This window comes from Nocardia sputorum (genome assembly GCF_027924405.1).
Lineage (GTDB): Bacteria > Actinomycetota > Actinomycetes > Mycobacteriales > Mycobacteriaceae > Nocardia > Nocardia sputorum.
Map to the genome: position 1 here is coordinate 5,498,302 of NZ_AP026978.1, position 15,761 is coordinate 5,514,062.

Annotated in this window: 9 protein-coding genes and 1 tRNA gene; 5 read left to right on the forward strand and 5 right to left on the reverse strand. The window is 70.8% G+C overall.

Going from position 1 to position 15,761, the window contains the following annotated elements; genetic code table 11:
• Positions 1 to 9: 9 nt before the first annotated feature.
• Entirely contained in the window at positions 10 to 474 is a 465-nt protein-coding gene (locus QMG86_RS24780) for a MarR family winged helix-turn-helix transcriptional regulator (RefSeq protein WP_195084787.1), read from the reverse strand.
• A 58-nt stretch (positions 475 to 532) separates the two neighbouring features.
• On the opposite strand from QMG86_RS24780, the gene QMG86_RS24785 reads away from it, so the two are divergent.
• The gene (locus QMG86_RS24785; protein ID WP_281875068.1) at positions 533 to 1,510 is read left to right on the forward strand and encodes a pirin family protein; all 978 of its coding nucleotides are present in this window, start codon (positions 533 to 535) and stop codon (positions 1,508 to 1,510) included.
• A 135-nt stretch (positions 1,511 to 1,645) separates the two neighbouring features.
• Complete coding sequence (locus QMG86_RS24790; RefSeq protein WP_195077436.1) at positions 1,646 to 1,942, forward strand: excalibur calcium-binding domain-containing protein; 297 nt, start codon at positions 1,646 to 1,648, stop codon at positions 1,940 to 1,942.
• Between the two features lie 63 nt (positions 1,943 to 2,005).
• On the opposite strand, the gene QMG86_RS24795 is transcribed toward QMG86_RS24790, so the two are convergent.
• Entirely contained in the window at positions 2,006 to 2,227 is a 222-nt protein-coding gene (locus QMG86_RS24795) for a DUF3618 domain-containing protein (protein ID WP_040865367.1), read from the reverse strand.
• 165 nt (positions 2,228 to 2,392) lie between these two features.
• Between QMG86_RS24795 and bcp the strand changes: the two genes are divergently transcribed.
• Positions 2,393 to 2,866, forward strand: coding sequence for a thioredoxin-dependent thiol peroxidase (gene bcp / locus QMG86_RS24800; RefSeq protein ID WP_281875070.1), 474 nt, complete (start codon positions 2,393 to 2,395; stop codon positions 2,864 to 2,866).
• A 62-nt stretch (positions 2,867 to 2,928) separates the two neighbouring features.
• Here bcp and QMG86_RS24805 read toward each other — a convergent pair whose 3' ends face one another.
• A complete protein-coding gene (locus QMG86_RS24805) occupies positions 2,929 to 4,149 on the reverse strand; it encodes a hypothetical protein (RefSeq protein WP_281875071.1) in 1,221 nt (406 codons plus the stop codon).
• 297 nt (positions 4,150 to 4,446) lie between these two features.
• On the opposite strand from QMG86_RS24805, the gene QMG86_RS24810 reads away from it, so the two are divergent.
• Entirely contained in the window at positions 4,447 to 5,067 is a 621-nt protein-coding gene (locus QMG86_RS24810) for a TetR/AcrR family transcriptional regulator (RefSeq protein ID WP_223522150.1), read from the forward strand.
• A 36-nt stretch (positions 5,068 to 5,103) separates the two neighbouring features.
• On the opposite strand, the gene acpS is transcribed toward QMG86_RS24810, so the two are convergent.
• Positions 5,104 to 5,541, reverse strand: a complete 438-nt coding sequence (gene acpS, locus QMG86_RS24815; protein ID WP_043688517.1) for a holo-ACP synthase AcpS — start codon at positions 5,539 to 5,541, stop codon at positions 5,104 to 5,106.
• Positions 5,542 to 5,617: 76 nt separating this feature from the next.
• Positions 5,618 to 14,935: a type I polyketide synthase gene (locus tag QMG86_RS24820; RefSeq protein WP_281875072.1), complete on the reverse strand. Its 9,318-nt coding sequence runs from the start codon at positions 14,933 to 14,935 to the stop codon at positions 5,618 to 5,620.
• A gap of 386 nt (positions 14,936 to 15,321) precedes the next feature.
• Between QMG86_RS24820 and QMG86_RS24825 the strand changes: the two genes are divergently transcribed.
• Positions 15,322 to 15,403 (forward strand) — tRNA-Leu (locus tag QMG86_RS24825).
• Positions 15,404 to 15,761: the final 358 nt, after the last annotated feature.

Genomic DNA, 15,761 nt, shown 5'->3' on the forward strand with positions numbered 1-15,761 from the left:
TCCCGCCGCTCACGCGCCGAGTTCGGTCACTTGCTCCACCTCGGCGATCACCTTGTCCGCCAGCGCGCGCAGCACCTGAGCCTCGTCCGCCGTCATCGGCTCCACGAAGACGCGACGGACCAGATCGACATGATTCGGGGCGGCTCGCTCCAGCGCCACCCGCCCTTCCGGCGTGAGCTGAACGATGATGCCGCGCGCATCCTCCTCGGCGGGCCGCCGCTCGACCAGGCCGCGCGCATCCATCCTGGCCAGATGCTTGGACAACCGGCTCTTCTCCCAGCACACCTCCGCGGCCAGTTCCTTGGCGCGCAGACAGCCGTTCGGGGCGGCGGACAACGCCACCATCAACTCGTAGTCCGCCAGGGACAGGCCGTCCTCGGCCAGCCCGGCGGAAATCGCCCCGTCCAAACGCTGGCGCAGCCGCACATAGGCCTGCCAAGTCGCCTGCTCGTCGTCACTCAACCACCGGACCATGGGAATGAAGTGTAGTCGCGGTTGGTTGACATGGACACCAACTCCTCAGGAGGTTCCGATGCCCGCCGTGACCGTTCCCGACATCATGGTTCTGCCCCGCCTGCCCCGCCCCGACGCGACCCTGCGCGAGCGGCCGGTCCGAAGCGTGGTCACCGCGCACACCCAACGTGAGGGCGCGGGATTCGAGGTGCGCAGGCCGTTCCCCAGCATGGATCTGCGCACGGCCGATCCCTTCATCCTGCTCGACCAGATGGGCCCGGTCGCCTACGAACCGCACGAGGCGAAAGGCGCGCCCTGGCATCCACACCGGGGCTTCGAGACGGTCACCTACATGCTCGACGGCACCATGGTGCACCACGACTCGCACGGCGGCGGCGGCGTCATCGGCGAAGGCGACACCCAGTGGATGACCGCGGGCTCCGGCATCCTGCACGACGAGGTGCCGCCGGAGGCGATGGTCGCCTCGGGCGGGTGGTTCCACGGCATCCAGCTGTGGGTGAACCTGCCGCGCGCGCTCAAGTTCGCCACGCCGCGCTATCAAGATCTGCGCGCACGCGAACTGACCCTGGTGAGTTCGCACGACGGCGGCGCGCTGGTGCGGCTCATCGCCGGGGAGGTCGGCGGATTCACCGGTCCCGGATCGACCTACACCCCGATCGCCTACGCCCACGCGTCGATCACGCCCGGTGGGATCCTCGAAACACCGTGGCCGCAAGAGTTTACGGCGATGGCGTACGTGCTGTCCGGCAGCGGTGGCGTCGGCGCGGAACGCAGGCCGCTGCGCGAAGGACAGCTGGCGGTCTTCGGACGCGGCGACGCGATCAGCGTGACAGCCGATGCGCGCCAAGACAATCGGACCGGAGCGCTGGAAGTGTTGCTGCTCGGCGGACAGCCGATCCGGGAACCGGTGGTGCAGTACGGGCCGTTCGTGATGAACACTCGCGCCGAGATCATCGAAGCGATGGAGGACTACCAGGCCGGACGCATGGGAAACATCCCCGCGGAGCACATCCGCGGCGCCGGGACCACCGCCTGAGCGACGACGATGGGCGCGATCCCCTAATGCCCTAGTTCCATCCCCCCGAGGTTGACAAGAGAGCGGCCCGTCACAACAGTGGATGCGGCGTCCGGTCGGACGCCCATCCACCGCAGCAACCACACAGAGGAATACATGAACGTTCGCCGGCTCTCCGTCAGCGCGGCCGTCGCGGGATTGACCTTTCTCGCGGCTCCCGCCGCCCTAGCCGCCCCTCCGTCCGGATCCGCCGGAACCGGCTCCTCGGCCGTCGACACCGGCTCCGCCGCGACCGGCTCGGCCGGTCTGTCGCAGACCGGTTCGGCCGGTGGCGCCTTCGCCAACTGCGACGACGCCCGTGCCGCCGGCCGTGCGCCGCTGTTCCGCGGCGAACCCGGCTTCGGGCCGCATCTGGATCCCGACGGCGACGGCTTCGCCTGCCCGACGGTCTGAACCGACCGCGAAACGACGACACCCGGTGGGCGATGCCACACCGGGTGTCGTCGTATTTCCAGCTCAGCGGAAGATCTTGAGCAGCACCAGCCCGACCACCAGTGCGGCGGCGCCGATCAGGCTGTACTTCACCTTCGGCTCGTTCAGCTTCCCGACCACGATCTGCTTGGTGTCGTCCGCGATGCGATGCGGGTCCGCGCGTACCGCGAGTTCGTCGAGCGTGCTCGCCAGCCGAGTGCGGGCGGCCTCGATCTCCTGCTCGATCCGCTCGGTATCCCTTGCCACGTTCCACCCTCCTGTTGTCGATTGCCGCACCCGGTGCACGATCACGCCGCATGTCCGGCCGTCCGTGCGGCACCCGGGGCTCGCGGACGAGTCTATCCGCCGCCACGCCGCGCCAACCGGCCGCGCGAGGATCTCCGGTCACCGCCTTCGGATACCGTGCTGGAGGTGACCACCAACCAACGACTCTCCCCGGGCGACACCGCCCCCGGCTTCACGCTCCCCGACGCCGACGGCAAGAACGTCTCGCTGTCGGACTACCGCGGTCGCAAGGTGATCGTGTACTTCTACCCCGCCGCGAGCACGCCCGGCTGCACCAAGCAAGCCTGCGACTTCCGCGACAATCTGGCCGACCTGGACGGCGCGGGCATCGACGTGGTGGGCATCTCGCCGGACAAGCCCGCCAAGCTGGCCAAGTTCCGCGACGCGGAACAGCTCACCTTCCCGCTGCTGTCGGATCCCGACCGCACCGTGCTCACCGCCTGGGGCGCGTACGGCGAGAAGACCATGTACGGCAAGACGGTCGTCGGCGTCATCCGCTCGACCTTCCTGGTGGACGAAGCGGGCAAGATCGCCGTCGCGCAGTACAACGTCCGCGCCACCGGGCACGTCGCCAAGTTGCGTCGCGACCTGTCGGTGTAGCGCGGACGACGAAAAGCCCGGCGCCGCAGGGACACCGGGCCGAGGTCGTCCTGCGGCTCGGTTCAGGCCTGCCAGACCTGCTGGGCGGCCCATTGCGCCATCAGACGGAGATGCTCGTCCCACCAGTCGGCGGCTTCCGGGGTGAACGCGGCGGGCGGCGGCGCCTCACCGGGGAACAGCAGCGCGCCGTCGGGCGCGCCCACCTTGCGATCGGACGGGAGCCCGGTACCCGGTACCAGCGGCTCAGTGCCCTCCGCCTCCGCCGCCGGCCCGTCCGTGGCGTCGGCCGCGACCAACGGCAGCGGAAGACTCCGCGGGGCAGCACCCCAGCCGTGCTGGGGCAGCTGCGCCCCAGCCGTGGAGGCGGAGCCGACCGACCCGTCCGCCTCGGTGTCCGCGAGCGGCACCGGCTCGGTCGCGTGGCCCGCACCGGTGCCCTCGATCCGGGCGTCCGCCGCGACGACGGTCGGCAACGGCTGTGCGGAATCGTTCAGCAGGTAGCTCCCGCCGACGACCATTCCGCTGGCCAGCACACCGGCCGCGGCGAACACCGCCACCCCGCCGCGCCCCCGCTGCGGCTCGCTCACCGGTCCGGCGTAACCGTCCTGCTCCAGCCGCGCGCTCAACGCCGCACCGGCGGCCGACGCGAAAGCCCCCACGGTGCAGGGGATCACCGGCACCCCGAACGTCTCGACCGCCGTCAGCACCGCCGACCCGGCGCCCGCCGAACCGATCAGCGCCACCGCGTCGGGTCGCGCGGCGGCCGCCTCCAGTTGCTCCCCCGTGGCCGCGACGCTCACACCGAGCGACCGCGGCGTCGCCCGGCCCGCCTGCCCCACCGCGGCGAGCACCCGGCGGCGGCCGCGATCGACCAGGGTGAACGCGTGGTACCCAGGCACCACCTCGCAGATCAGCAGGTTGTCGTAGGCGTCGAGCCAGGTCATCATGCTCGCCACGCTCAGGTGGGCCGATTTCACCGACACCATCGAGGCGCTGTGCCACGGACCGGCCGCCAGCCGGGTCACGATGGCGCGCCGCTCCGCGGGGTCCCGGTAGGCGACCGCCACGCCGCCGACCTCCCGCTCCGCGCCGAGCCCGGCGGTCAGCGCGCTGAGCGCCGTCTCCACCGCCGCGGCCACCTCCGCCTTGCCGTCCCCGTCCGTTCGCACCACCCGGCGCAGCAGCACCCGGTCGGCCAGCTTCTTGCCGTCGGCCAGCGCCACCGCGTGCACGGCACCGCGTTCGGTCGAAACGCCGAGAGTCACCACAGATTCAGCCACCACTGATCACGCCTTCCCTCTGTGCATTGACCGAGCTCACGGGCTTGCCGAAAGCCATGAGCCCCATGGATTCCCCTGCTCGGAACACACGTCGCGATGCACGCGCGCTCGGTAAGTGTTCGGCACCACATCGGTTACGGATGGGTAGCGGAAATCGAGTCGCCGGGACGCGAACGGCGGATGCGCGTATCGCACGCTTGTCCCTACCGTTAGCCTGGATGCGTGGAAGTACGCGCGGAGGCCAGGTCGAAGCACCGTCTGGACCCTGCGTTGGAGCTGCAGGACGACCCACAGGAGCTCATGCCGCGACGCCGGCCGACGCAGGAACGCAGCAAACGAAAGTTCGACGCCTTACTCCAGGCGTCCAGGGAACTGCTCGTCGAGGTCGGGTTCGAGTCCTTCACCTGTGAAGAGGTGGCGGCCAGGGCGGAGGTGCCGATCGGCACGCTGTATCAGTTCTTCGCCAACAAGTACGTCATCGTCTGTGAGCTGAACCGCCAAGACCTGGTTGCCGTTTCCCAGGAGCTGGCCGACTTCCACGGCGAGATCCCGTCCTTGGACTGGCTGCGGCACATGAACCAGTTCGTCGACCACCTGGCCAACCTCTGGATGACCGACCCGTCCCGGCGGGAAGTGTGGCTCGCCATGCAGTCCACGCCGTCCACCCGGGCCACGGGCGCTATCCACGAGAAGCAGTTCGCCGAGGTCGTGTCGCAGATGCTGCGACCGCTCACCCCGCGCACCCCGCGGGCGCGGCGCACGATGATGGCCGAAGTGCTGGTGCACGTGGTCTATTCGATGCTCAACTTCTCGGTGCAGGACGAGCAGAGCAGCGCGGAAGCGGTCGCCGAACTGAAGCGGCTGATGGTCGCCTACCTGCTCGTCGCGGAGAAGGAATCGCGCACCGGCAGCGAACGATGACGGTGGTCCCGGCGGGAACCGGGACCACCGCGCGGCTCACCCGGCGTTGTCGCGGCCTTCGATGAGGTCGGCCAACTCGCCCGGGTCCTCGAGCACCACCATCGCGGCGGCCGTGTCGCCGTCGTGGGTCAGCGACAGGTGAACCCGTACCCGGGGCAGGAATTCGGCGGCCAGGCCGTGCAGCTTGATGCTCGGCCTGCCCCACGCGTCGTTGACCACTTCGATCAGCGGATAGGGGTTGTCCCCGATCTGCGGGCGGCGGGCGAACCGAGACGATGCCCAGGCTTTGAGCACCGCCTCTTTCGCCGCCCACCGCGCCGCGTAGCTGCGCGCCGGGTCGGTCCCTTTGCTCTGGCAGTAGCGCCGCTCTCCCGCGGTGAAACTTTCCCGGAGCATGGTTGTTCCAGCGCGTTCGAGCTGTTCGGCGAACTCGGAGATGGTCACCAAGTCCAAGCCGATACCGAGGATCGTCATAGGCGGGCAGCCTACGACGTGCTCGACGAGCCCGCGCGCGGACCCGGCGCGGCGAGTTGCCCCGCCGCCCTTCCGGTTACGCGCATCCGATGCCCTTGGCCCGGTAGGCGCCGTCCTGCGCCAGGCGCGCGTCCGGCGAGAGCAGCACGTCGGCCTCCAGCTCGCGCGCCCGCTTGGCCGGGGTGCCGTCCCCGCCGAGCCTGCGATCCGCGGGACGCTCGTACAGCGGCGCGCCGCCGCACATCGCCTCCACGAACCGCTGGCGCCCGGACAGCTGCCGCTCCTGCGCCTTACGCTGGTACTCCTCCCGCTTCTCCGGCGCGATGGCCTGGATGAACGCCTCCGGGTGCACGACCGCCAGCAGACCGTTCACATGGCCGAACCCGAGCGAGGTGACCAGACCGGCCTTGAGCGGAAGGCGATCGCCCAGCCGCAACGGCTCGCGCAGCCACACCAGGTGCGGGAAGGCCAGCATCTTCTCGTCCACGCAGTCGAGGCTGCGGTTCGGCGGGATCACGCCCTGCTCCAGCACCTGGCACAGGCCGATGAGCTGGAAGGCGGCCGCGCCGCCCTTCGCGTGCCCGGTGAGGGTCTTCTGCGAGACGACGAACAGCGGAGCTCCGTCCGAGCGTCCGATGGCCGTGGCGAGGCGCTCGTGCAGCTCGGACTCGTTCGGGTCGTTGGCGGCCGTCGAGGTGTCGTGCTTGGACACCACGGCGATCTCGTCCGGGGTCACGCCCAGCTTGCGCAGCTCGGTCGCCAGCCTGGACTCACTCCCGCCGCGACCGGCGCCCAGCGCGCCCAGGCCGGGAGCCGGGATGGAGGTGTGCACGCCGTCCGCGAAGGACTGCGCGTAGGCGACCACGCCCAGCACCGGCAGGCCCATCTCCAGCGCGACGCTGCCGCGCGCCAGCAGGACCGTTCCGCCACCCTGCGATTCGATGAAACCACCGCGGCGGCGGTCGTTCGCGCGGGAGAAGTACCGGTCGCTGATGCCCTTGGCGCTCATGGCCGCGGAATCCGCGGTGGCCGACATGTCACCGAAGCCGACGATGCCTTCGATGCCGAGGTCGTCGTACCCGCCGGCCACGACCAGATCGGCCTTGCCGAGCCGGATCTTGTCGACACCCTCCTCGACCGACACCGCGGCGGTGGCGCAGGCCGCCACCGGGTGCACCATCGCGCCGTAGCTGCCGACGTAGGACTGCACCACGTGCGCCAGCGCCACGTTCGGCAGCGCCTCCTGCAGGATGTCGTTCGGGCGCGACTCGCCGAGCAGATTGTCGATGTACAGCGAGCGCATCGAGGACATGCCGCCCATGCCGGTGCCCTGCGTGTTGGCGACCAGCGAAGGATGCACCCAGCTCAGCAGCTCGGCGGGGCTGAACCCGGAGCCGACGAACGCGTCCACCGTGCAGACGATGTTCCACAGCGCGACCCGGTCCACCGAAGCGGCCATGTCGGGCGAGATGCCCCAGATGGTGGGGTCCCAGCCGGTGGGGATCTGGCCGCCGACGGTGCGCGAGAGCTTGGCCCGGCGCGGCACGCGGATCTCGGTGCCTGCCTTGCGCGTCACGGTCCAGTCACCGGAGCCCTCGACCGGCGTGATCACCGTGTGCTCCGGATCGGCGGCATGGAAGGCGCGCGCCTCGGCCTCACCGCCCACCGTGAACGACAGGTCCTGGTCGAGGAAGACCGAGGTCATCAAGGGGGCCGAATTGTCGGTCATGGCGCCGTCGTCTTCGTAGCGGCGCACACCGCAGCGGGCGACCACGGCGTCGTGATAGCGCTCGGCCAGCTCGTGCTCGGGCACGTAGTCACCGGACGCGGCGTCATACCAGCCCGGCTTCGGGTCGTTCTCCCAGGTGACCATGCCGGTGGTCCAGGCCAGCTCCAGCACGCCCGCGGCCGACAGCTCGTCGGAGACCTCCATCTCGAAGCGGGTGCGCGCCGAGCCGTAGGGGCCCAGCTCCCCCGCGCCGACGATGACCACCATGTCGGCCGGATCCGCGGTCACCTCGCCCCACTCGGGCACCGGCAGCGCGGAGGTCACGGTCGGCGGCGCGGGCAGCGCGGCGATGGTGCGGCCCGGGTCGGCGTCGGTCTCCTCCTCCGCCTGCTCCGCGGCCTGCTTGGCCAGCGCGGGCAGATCCAGCTTGGCCCTGGCCAGTCCACCGGTCAGGTCGATCTGCTGCGGGCCGGTCACGGTGACCTGACGGGCCCGCGAGGTGCACCACTTGAGCAGTTCGTCGGCCATCTCGGCGGTGGACCAGGTCTGCACGCCCGCCTTCTCGACCGCCTCGACCATCGGGTCGTTGTGACCCATCAGACCGGTGCCGCGCACCCAGCCGATCAGCGCGTGCACCAGGGTGACCCGGGCCGACCACGACTTCTCGGCCCGCCACTTGGCGACCACCGCGTCCAGCGCCGCCTTCGACTCGCCGTAGGCGCCGTCGCCGCCGAACATGCCGCGGTTGGGCGAACCGGGCAGCACGACATGCAGTTTCCCGTCCACATCGTGCTCGGCGCCCAGCTTCGACAGACCGCCGATCAGCCGTTCGACCGACCAGAGCAGCACGCGCATCTCCATCTCGGCGCGCGCGCCCGCGTCGGCGAGATCACCGGCCACCCGCGGCGCCGCGAAGGGCAGCAGCAGGGTGGGCGTCATCGCGTCCTTGATCTTGATCTTCGCGCCGCCCGCGCTGTCGACCTGCTCGGAGCCGATCCAGTCGATCAGGGCGTCGATGTCCTGGTAGGACGCCATGTTCGCGGGCACCACCCACAGCGCCGCGCCGTGGCGGGCGTTGTCGCGGTACAGCTTGCGGTAGAAGGCGAGGCGCTCGTCGTTCAGCGTCGAGGTGGTCACCACCACCGTGGCGCCGCCGCCGAGCAGCCTGCCGGTCACCGCCGCGGCGATGGATCCCTTGCTGGCGCCGGTGATCACCGCGATGTCCGAGGACCACAGGCCCGGCTCTTCGGTGCTCAGCGCCGCCTCGGCGATGCGCTCGTACAGCCCGGCGAGCACCGAACGCGCCTCGTGCTTCGCGCGCTCGCGCCACCAGTTGGCCTGTGCCGCAACGGCTTCGCCCGCTCCCAGGAATCCGGTGACCGGTCCGTTCGCGCTGCCCGAGTCGTCGGCCAGCCACAGCCGGGCCAGATCCTCGCGCGCCGTGGCCCAGCGGTCGTCCAGCAGGACCGCCTTGCGGGCGTCGAACGCGGGCGCGACCAGACGCGGCCAGTCCGAACCGAGTTCGGCCGACACCAGGTCGACCAGCGAGTCGTCGGTCGCCTCGGGCGCCGAGACCCGCTCGGACAGGCCGAGCTGTTCGAGCACGACGCGCGCGGCCGTGGCCAGCACGCCGTCACGCCCGGTGATCTGCTCGGTGAACTCACCCAGCGCGGCGGCGTCGACGGTCGCACCGCCACCGCCGCCCGCCGACGGCAGCGACACCGCGACACCGCGGCGGGCCGCGACGGCCTGCACGGCCGCGTCGATGGCCGCGTCGACCGAGGCGGCGTCGCTCAGCGCACCGGAGACCAGTCCGCCCAGGTCGCCGCCGCGCACGCTGGTGCCTTCCCTGGTGCCCAGCGACACCTCGGCGGTCACGTGGCTGGCCCACCCGTCACCGAGTTCCCAGACCTTCGTGACCCGCTCGGCGATGGCGGCCGGACGCTTGCCGGACGGGCCGAACACCTTGCGCAGATGGTCGCCGATGGCGTCGGTGAGCACCGTGCCGAAGGGACGATAAGTGCGGGCGAGCCGCTCCACCGTCGCGGACAGCGCGCCCATGTCGGCGTCGGCCGCGCCGTCGATCGCACCGAGCGAGAGCTCGGAGCCGAGGTCGACCAGCAGCTGGTTGCGCCGCGACGACACGCCGTCGCACAGGCCCTCGATGGTGTCCACCGGGCCGATCTGGTCCAGCCGCAGCTTGGTCCACAGCGCGATCAGCACGCGGGTGGCGTCAGCGGCGGTGAACGCGATGTCGTCCGGACGCGGGCCGCCCGAGCTCGGGGCGGGCGCGGCCACGGGGGCGGCGGCGACGGCCGCTGCCGGAGCCGCGGCGGCCGCGACCTCTTCGACCGGCTCGTCCACCGGCGCGGGGTCGGTGTCGGTCGCGTAGACGATGGCCGCCTCGCGCTCGATGTTGAGCACCTCGACGGTGGCGCCGCCGAACGCGGGCAGCTTCAGCGTCTGGGAGGCCAGGTTGGCCACCGTGGGCGTGGCGCCGAGACCGATCTCGACGAACCGCTCGATGCCGAGGCCGCCCTGGGCGGGATCGGTGAACAGCAAGTCCTGGGTCTCGATCCAGCGCACCGGGCTGGCGAACTGCCAGGCGAGCAACTCGATCAGCACCACGCGGCACAGCTCGGTCGGACGGGCGGCCCAGCTGTCGAAGTCGGCCAGCACCTGCGCGAGCGGTTCGGACGGCACCAGGTCCGCGATCTCCTGAACGAACGCCCGCTCGAGCGAGAACAGCCTCGGCACCAGGTTCGGGATGTAGCGGCCGACCAGGGTCTCCGGGCGCAGATCCACCGGCAACAGCTGCTCGAGCTTCTGCCGGAACTCCGGAACGCCCTTGCGCAGCACGGTCGAGTGGAACGGCACGTCGATGCCGGGGACCAGGATGAACGCCCGCTTGCCGCCGAATTCGGCACGGCGGCGGTCGATCTCCTCCTCCAGCGCGTCGAGTCCGGCCACCGTGCCCGCGATCGCGTACTGCGACCCGCGCAGGTTCAGGTTGACTACCTCGAGGAACTCCCCGACCCGCTCGCCCACTTCCTTGACGAAGCCGACGACCTCCGCGTCGGGCAGACCGATCTGCGAGGGCCGGATCGCGGCCATCCGGTAGTCGCTGCGTCCCTGCGCGTCCCGCGGCACCAGCTCGTGCATCGCGGACCCGCGCTGGAACACCACCTCGAGCACCGCCTCCAGCGGCAGCACTCCGGCGACGGCGGCGAGCGCGTTGTACTCACCGACCGAGTGGCCCGCGAGCAGCGCGTCCTCGACGAACGCGCCGGCCTCGCGCAGCTCCGCCACCTGGGCGACACCGAGCGTGGCCATGGCGACCTGGGTGAACTGGGTCAGGTGCAGCACGCCGTCCGGGTGCCGGTGCTCGACGCCACGCGCCTTCAGGTAGGTCGGGTTGTCGCGCACCACGGCCAGGATCGAGAAGCCGAGTGCGGCACGCGTGTGCTTGTCGGCGCGGTCCCAGATCTCCTTGGCGGCCTTCGACCGGGAGCGGGCGTCCAGCCCCATCCCCTTGCGCTGGATGCCCTGCCCGGGGAAGGCGTAGACGGTCTTCGGCGCAGCGGTGCGACCGGTCGCGGTCATCACCAGTTCGCCTTCGGCCCGGCAGGAGACCTCGACGATCTCGCTGCCCGCGTCGACGGCGACCCGCTCGACGCGCACATCGATCTGCGCACCGGGGCGGACCATGCCGAGGAAGCGGGTGGTCCACGCGGTCAGCGTCCGCGCGGGCACCGAAGCGGCCGGATCCACCGCCGACACGACGTGCTGCGCGGCGGCCGACAGCCACATGCCGTGCACGATCGGGCTGCCGAGCCCGGCGAGCTTCGCGGCGGCATCGCTGGTGTGAATCGGGTTGTGGTCGCCGGAGACAGCGGCGAAGGCGTGCATCGTGCGCGGCGCCACGATCGTCACGTCGCGACGGCGCCTGCGCGGGGTGTCGGTGGCCGCGTCGGACACCGTGCCCGCCGCGCGCGGCGGATCGGTGAGTTCACCCGCGCCGGTACGCCCCCGGATCGCGAAGCGTTCGGTGAGGGTGGCCAGCACCGGCATCGACATCCCGGTCTCGGGCTTGTCCAGCATGGCGGTGATCCGCACGTGCACCTCGACGACGCGGCCGAGGTCGGTGTCCAGGGTCTCCCCGGCCTCCGCGCGCACCGCCAGCACGCTGGTCTCGGCGGGCAGTTCACCGGCGAGGTGCACCTGGTGATCCAGGTGGACCAGGTCGAGCATGCCCTCGATGACGCTCTCGCCCTGCGCGGTGCGGGTCGCGCCGAGCACCGCGAACACGGCGGGCCAGCAGGCGCCGACCAGCACGTCGGGCACGGTGCGGCCGAGCGTGCTCAGCGTGGCGGGCAGGCCGGAGCCGGTCACCCCGGCGTGGTCGGCGATCAGATCCGGCGTCCAGGCCAGGTTCACATGCGCGACCTTGCCCTTGACCTCGGGCAGATCCTGGCCCGCGGCGAGCGCGAGCAGCGCGGACATGGCCTCGTCGGCGTCTGCTTCGGTGACCACCGGAGCGCCGCCGTTGTAGATCGAGGTCGGCACGGTGATCCGGATGCGCACCGCGTTGCCCGCCAGCAGCGGAACGGTCAGCTCCAGGTACGCGTGCTCCGGCTCGGGGCCGGTGGTCTCGGCCAGCGTCGCGCCGCTGGGCGGGTGCACCGCGCCCTTGCCGTCGACGACCCATTCGGACAGGTCGCCGAGCCGGTGCACCGGGCTGATCGTGGTGCGTCCGGCCCACTGCACGTCGGGGGCGGCGAGCACGGCGTCGATCGGGCCGCTGGTGACGCCCGCCGTACGGCGCGCGTCCACCGGGGCGGGCGTCACGCCGGCGCGCACCAGGGAGTAGGCGGTGTCCTGCTCGAAGCGATCGAGCAGCTCACCGACCGGCTCGTCGACCCGGGTGATGCCCGCGACGGAAACGGTGCCGGGAATGACGCACACCTGATCGGCCGAGTAGCGCGGATCGTGCGCCTGCCACAGCGAATCCGAGCGCCACCAGCGGCGCACGTCGGCGTCCACCACCGGCACGAAGTTCACCGGCTTGCCCGGGGTCTTGCACAGCGCGATGAAGAACGGGACGTCGGCCGGGTGCAGCAGGGTCTGCGCCGTGGCGGGGTAGGCGTCCTTCAGGGCGCACAGCGCCGCTACCGGGTCCTCGAAGTCGTCGTCGCTCGCGAACAGCGTCGGGATCTCGCCGCGATCGGCCGGATGCAGCCGGGATTCGGTGCGGCGCACCATCTCCGCGAACCGGTCGCGCCAGGTGATGTCCAGCCACACCGAGCGGGTGGCCTCCGCGATCGCGTCGCCCAGGTCGCTGCCGCAGTCGAAGTCCTTGCGGCGGTCCAGTCCGACCGCGAGCTCGACGTAGCGCTCCAGCCAGTCCTGGTAGGTCATGGTGGCCAGGTCGCCGAAGTACGGCTTGGCGGTGGAGTTCAGCGCCGTGATGATCTCGTCGCGGCGTGCGGCGACCGCGTCGGCGTCGCCCGCGACCTCGTCGAGCAGGCGGCCGGTGCGCGAGGCGGCGTTGTCGATCTCGTGGATGTCGGCGCCCAGCTGACTGCGGCCCGAGGCCATGCCGCCGGACGCGGTGCCCGCACCGACCCAGTCCGGGGTGCCGGGGGTGTCCACCAGCAGTTGCTTGACCTCCGGCGCGGTGGTGGCCTCCAGCGTCGCCATGGCCGCCGTGCCGACCAGCACGCCGTCCAGCGGCATCACCGGATAACCGTGCCGCTCCGCCCACTGGCCGGTGAGGTACTCCGTCGCCCGCTCGGGCGTGCCGATGCCGCCACCGACGCAGACCACCACGTTGGCGCGGTTGCGCAGTTCGGCGTAGGTGTCCAGCAGCAGGTCGTCGAGGTCCTCCCAGGAGTGGTGGCCACCGGCCTTGCCGCCCTCGATGTGCATGATCACCGGGTAGTCCGGAACCTCGTCGGCGATCCGCAGCACGGCCCGGATCTGGGCGACCGTGCCCGGCTTGAAGGCGACGTGCGCGATGCCCGCTTCGGTGAGCTCGTGGATCAGCGCGACCGCTTCCTCCAGCTCCGGAATGCCCGCGGTCACGATGACGCCGTCGAACGGGGCGCCCGCCGCACGCGAGCGCTGCACCAGCCGCTTGCCGCCCAGCTGCAATTTCCACAGGTACGGATCGAGGAACAAGGAGTTGAACTGCACCGAGCGACCCGGGTGCAGCAGCTTCTTCAGCTCGGCCACCCGGTCGGCGAAGATCTGCTCGGTCACCTGGCCGCCGCCGGCCAGCTCCGCCCAGTGGCCCGCGTTCGCCGCGGCCGCGACGATCTTCGCGTCGACCGTCGTGGGGGTCATGCCAGCGAGCAGGATCGGCGAGCGGCCGGTCAGTTTGGTGAAGGCGGTCTCGACCACGATGCGCCCGTTGGGCAGCCGCACCGGGCGCGGCGCGAACGCCGACCACGGGGCCGCAGGCTCCGGCGCGGCGCCGGGAGTGAGCAGGCTGCGCTGCCCGGCGCGGGTGGCGGCCGCGACGATGCCGAGGCCGGTGCCCTTCAACGTGCCCGCGGTGACGCGGGACAGCAGGTCGCCCGGACCCAGGTCCAGAATCCATTGCGCGCCCGCGGCGATCACGCCCTCCACGGCCTCCACCCAGTCGATCGGATCGACCAGGATCTGCCGCGCCAACCGGCCCGCCAGCTCGGTGTCCAGCCCGCACTGGGCGGCCCAGCTGCTCACCAGGTCGACGGTGTCGGCCAGCGCCGGGTGGTGGAACGCCACGTCGACGGCCACGTCCTCGAAGACCGGCGCGAACACCGAGCCACCGCGCACCTTGGCGTCACGCTCGCGCGCCTGCTCGTCGTGGATCTGCGCGCACCGCTGGCGCACCCGCTCGAGTTGCGCGGGCGGCCCGGAGAGCACCGCGCGCCGACGTCCGTTGCGGATCGAGACCACCACGCTCGCGGCGGGATCGGCTCCCTCGCACACCTCGGCCACCACGGTGCGCAGCTGCTCGGGATCGACATTGGACACCGCGACCATCGGCGAGCGCTCGCCCACCGGCATCAGCCCACGTCGCCGCGCCACCAAACCGGCTGCTGCGCCGATCATCTGGGCCACCGCGAGCAGCTCGGCGTCCCGCGCGCCACCGGCTTCGACCGCCGCGGCGGCGAGCAGGCCCTGCGAGTGCCCGACGATCGCGACGGGCGCGTGCTCGGCCGGATCCAGACCTTGCAGCCGCAGCGCCCGCACGGCCGCCACCTGGGTCAGCAGCACGCCAGGCATGGACACCGCGGCCGATCGCAGCACCGGCTCGGCCGGAGCGGCGGAGGTCTCGCCCTCCTCGGTGTCGGCGAGCTCGTTCTCCAGCATCCAGCCGATCGGATCGAAGCCGACCGGACGCACCACCAGCAACTGCGCCGCCACCGGCTCGAGCAGCGTGGCCGCCTCGTTGACCAGCGCGGTCAGCTCCGGCTCCAGCGCGCTGTCGCGCCCGATCTCCTCCAGCTCACTCAGCCACTGGGCACCCTGTCCCCCGAAGGCGAGCGCGTACGGCACGCCGCCGAGCAGACGATCCAACAGCGGCGACCGCGCCCCGCCCGACGCGGCCTTCCCGGCGGCGGCAACCACCTTCGTGCTCTGTCCGGATTCGGTCTTGGTGCTCTCGTTGATCGTCAAGACGCTTCGACTTCCTTCTCCATGCGACATGCCTCGGCGACACGCCGGTCCCTACCGGTTCACGAGTGATCGCGGGTGATCGGCCTGATACGGGCGAGGATGGCACAGAATCATGAGGAAATCCTCACGTTTGCCCCCGGGCGTGGCCGCTACTTAGGAGTATTGCGGTACGTATGTACCAGAATAGTGGTGAACATGACTCTGCCTCATGTTTGAAGCCGCTGGTCCATCGGGTTACCAACGCGTACGAAACATGAGTGCCCCTCATATTGACGTTTGCCAAATCGTTATAATCCCAGGTGGGGTTACTGGCCAGTACGCCACGCCAACCCAATGCTTCGCTATGACCGATTGGCCCGGTAGAGTTTGGACGGTCGTACCATCAAGCGCGAGTGGCGAAATTGGCAGACGCGCCAGATTTAGGTTCTGGTGTCCACGGACGTAGGGGTTCAAGTCCCCTCTCGCGCACCTATTCCCGTCAGTCGTGACACTTTTTCGTGCCGCGTGTTGGAGCACACTCGCACACACGGAGGCCATCAGTGAAACACACTCTGACCTGGACCGATTGCTGACACGTCTGCCAGATCGCGACACATCGCCGCCTGCGAAAGGTTTGCTGGCGCGGGTGATCAGCGGTGATCGCGCCGGTCATCCCACCGCAGTCGCCGTTGCAGGAATTCATTTACGGACCGCAGGTCACGAACCGCGCGGTTCGTACCGCTGCCGTCAGCCAGCGTGGGCACGCAGCTGTGCCCACGCTGCGAGGTTGGAGCGCAGGCCGCGTCGGCCAATGCTGCGTCACGTAGTAGATCGCACCGAAAGCAGC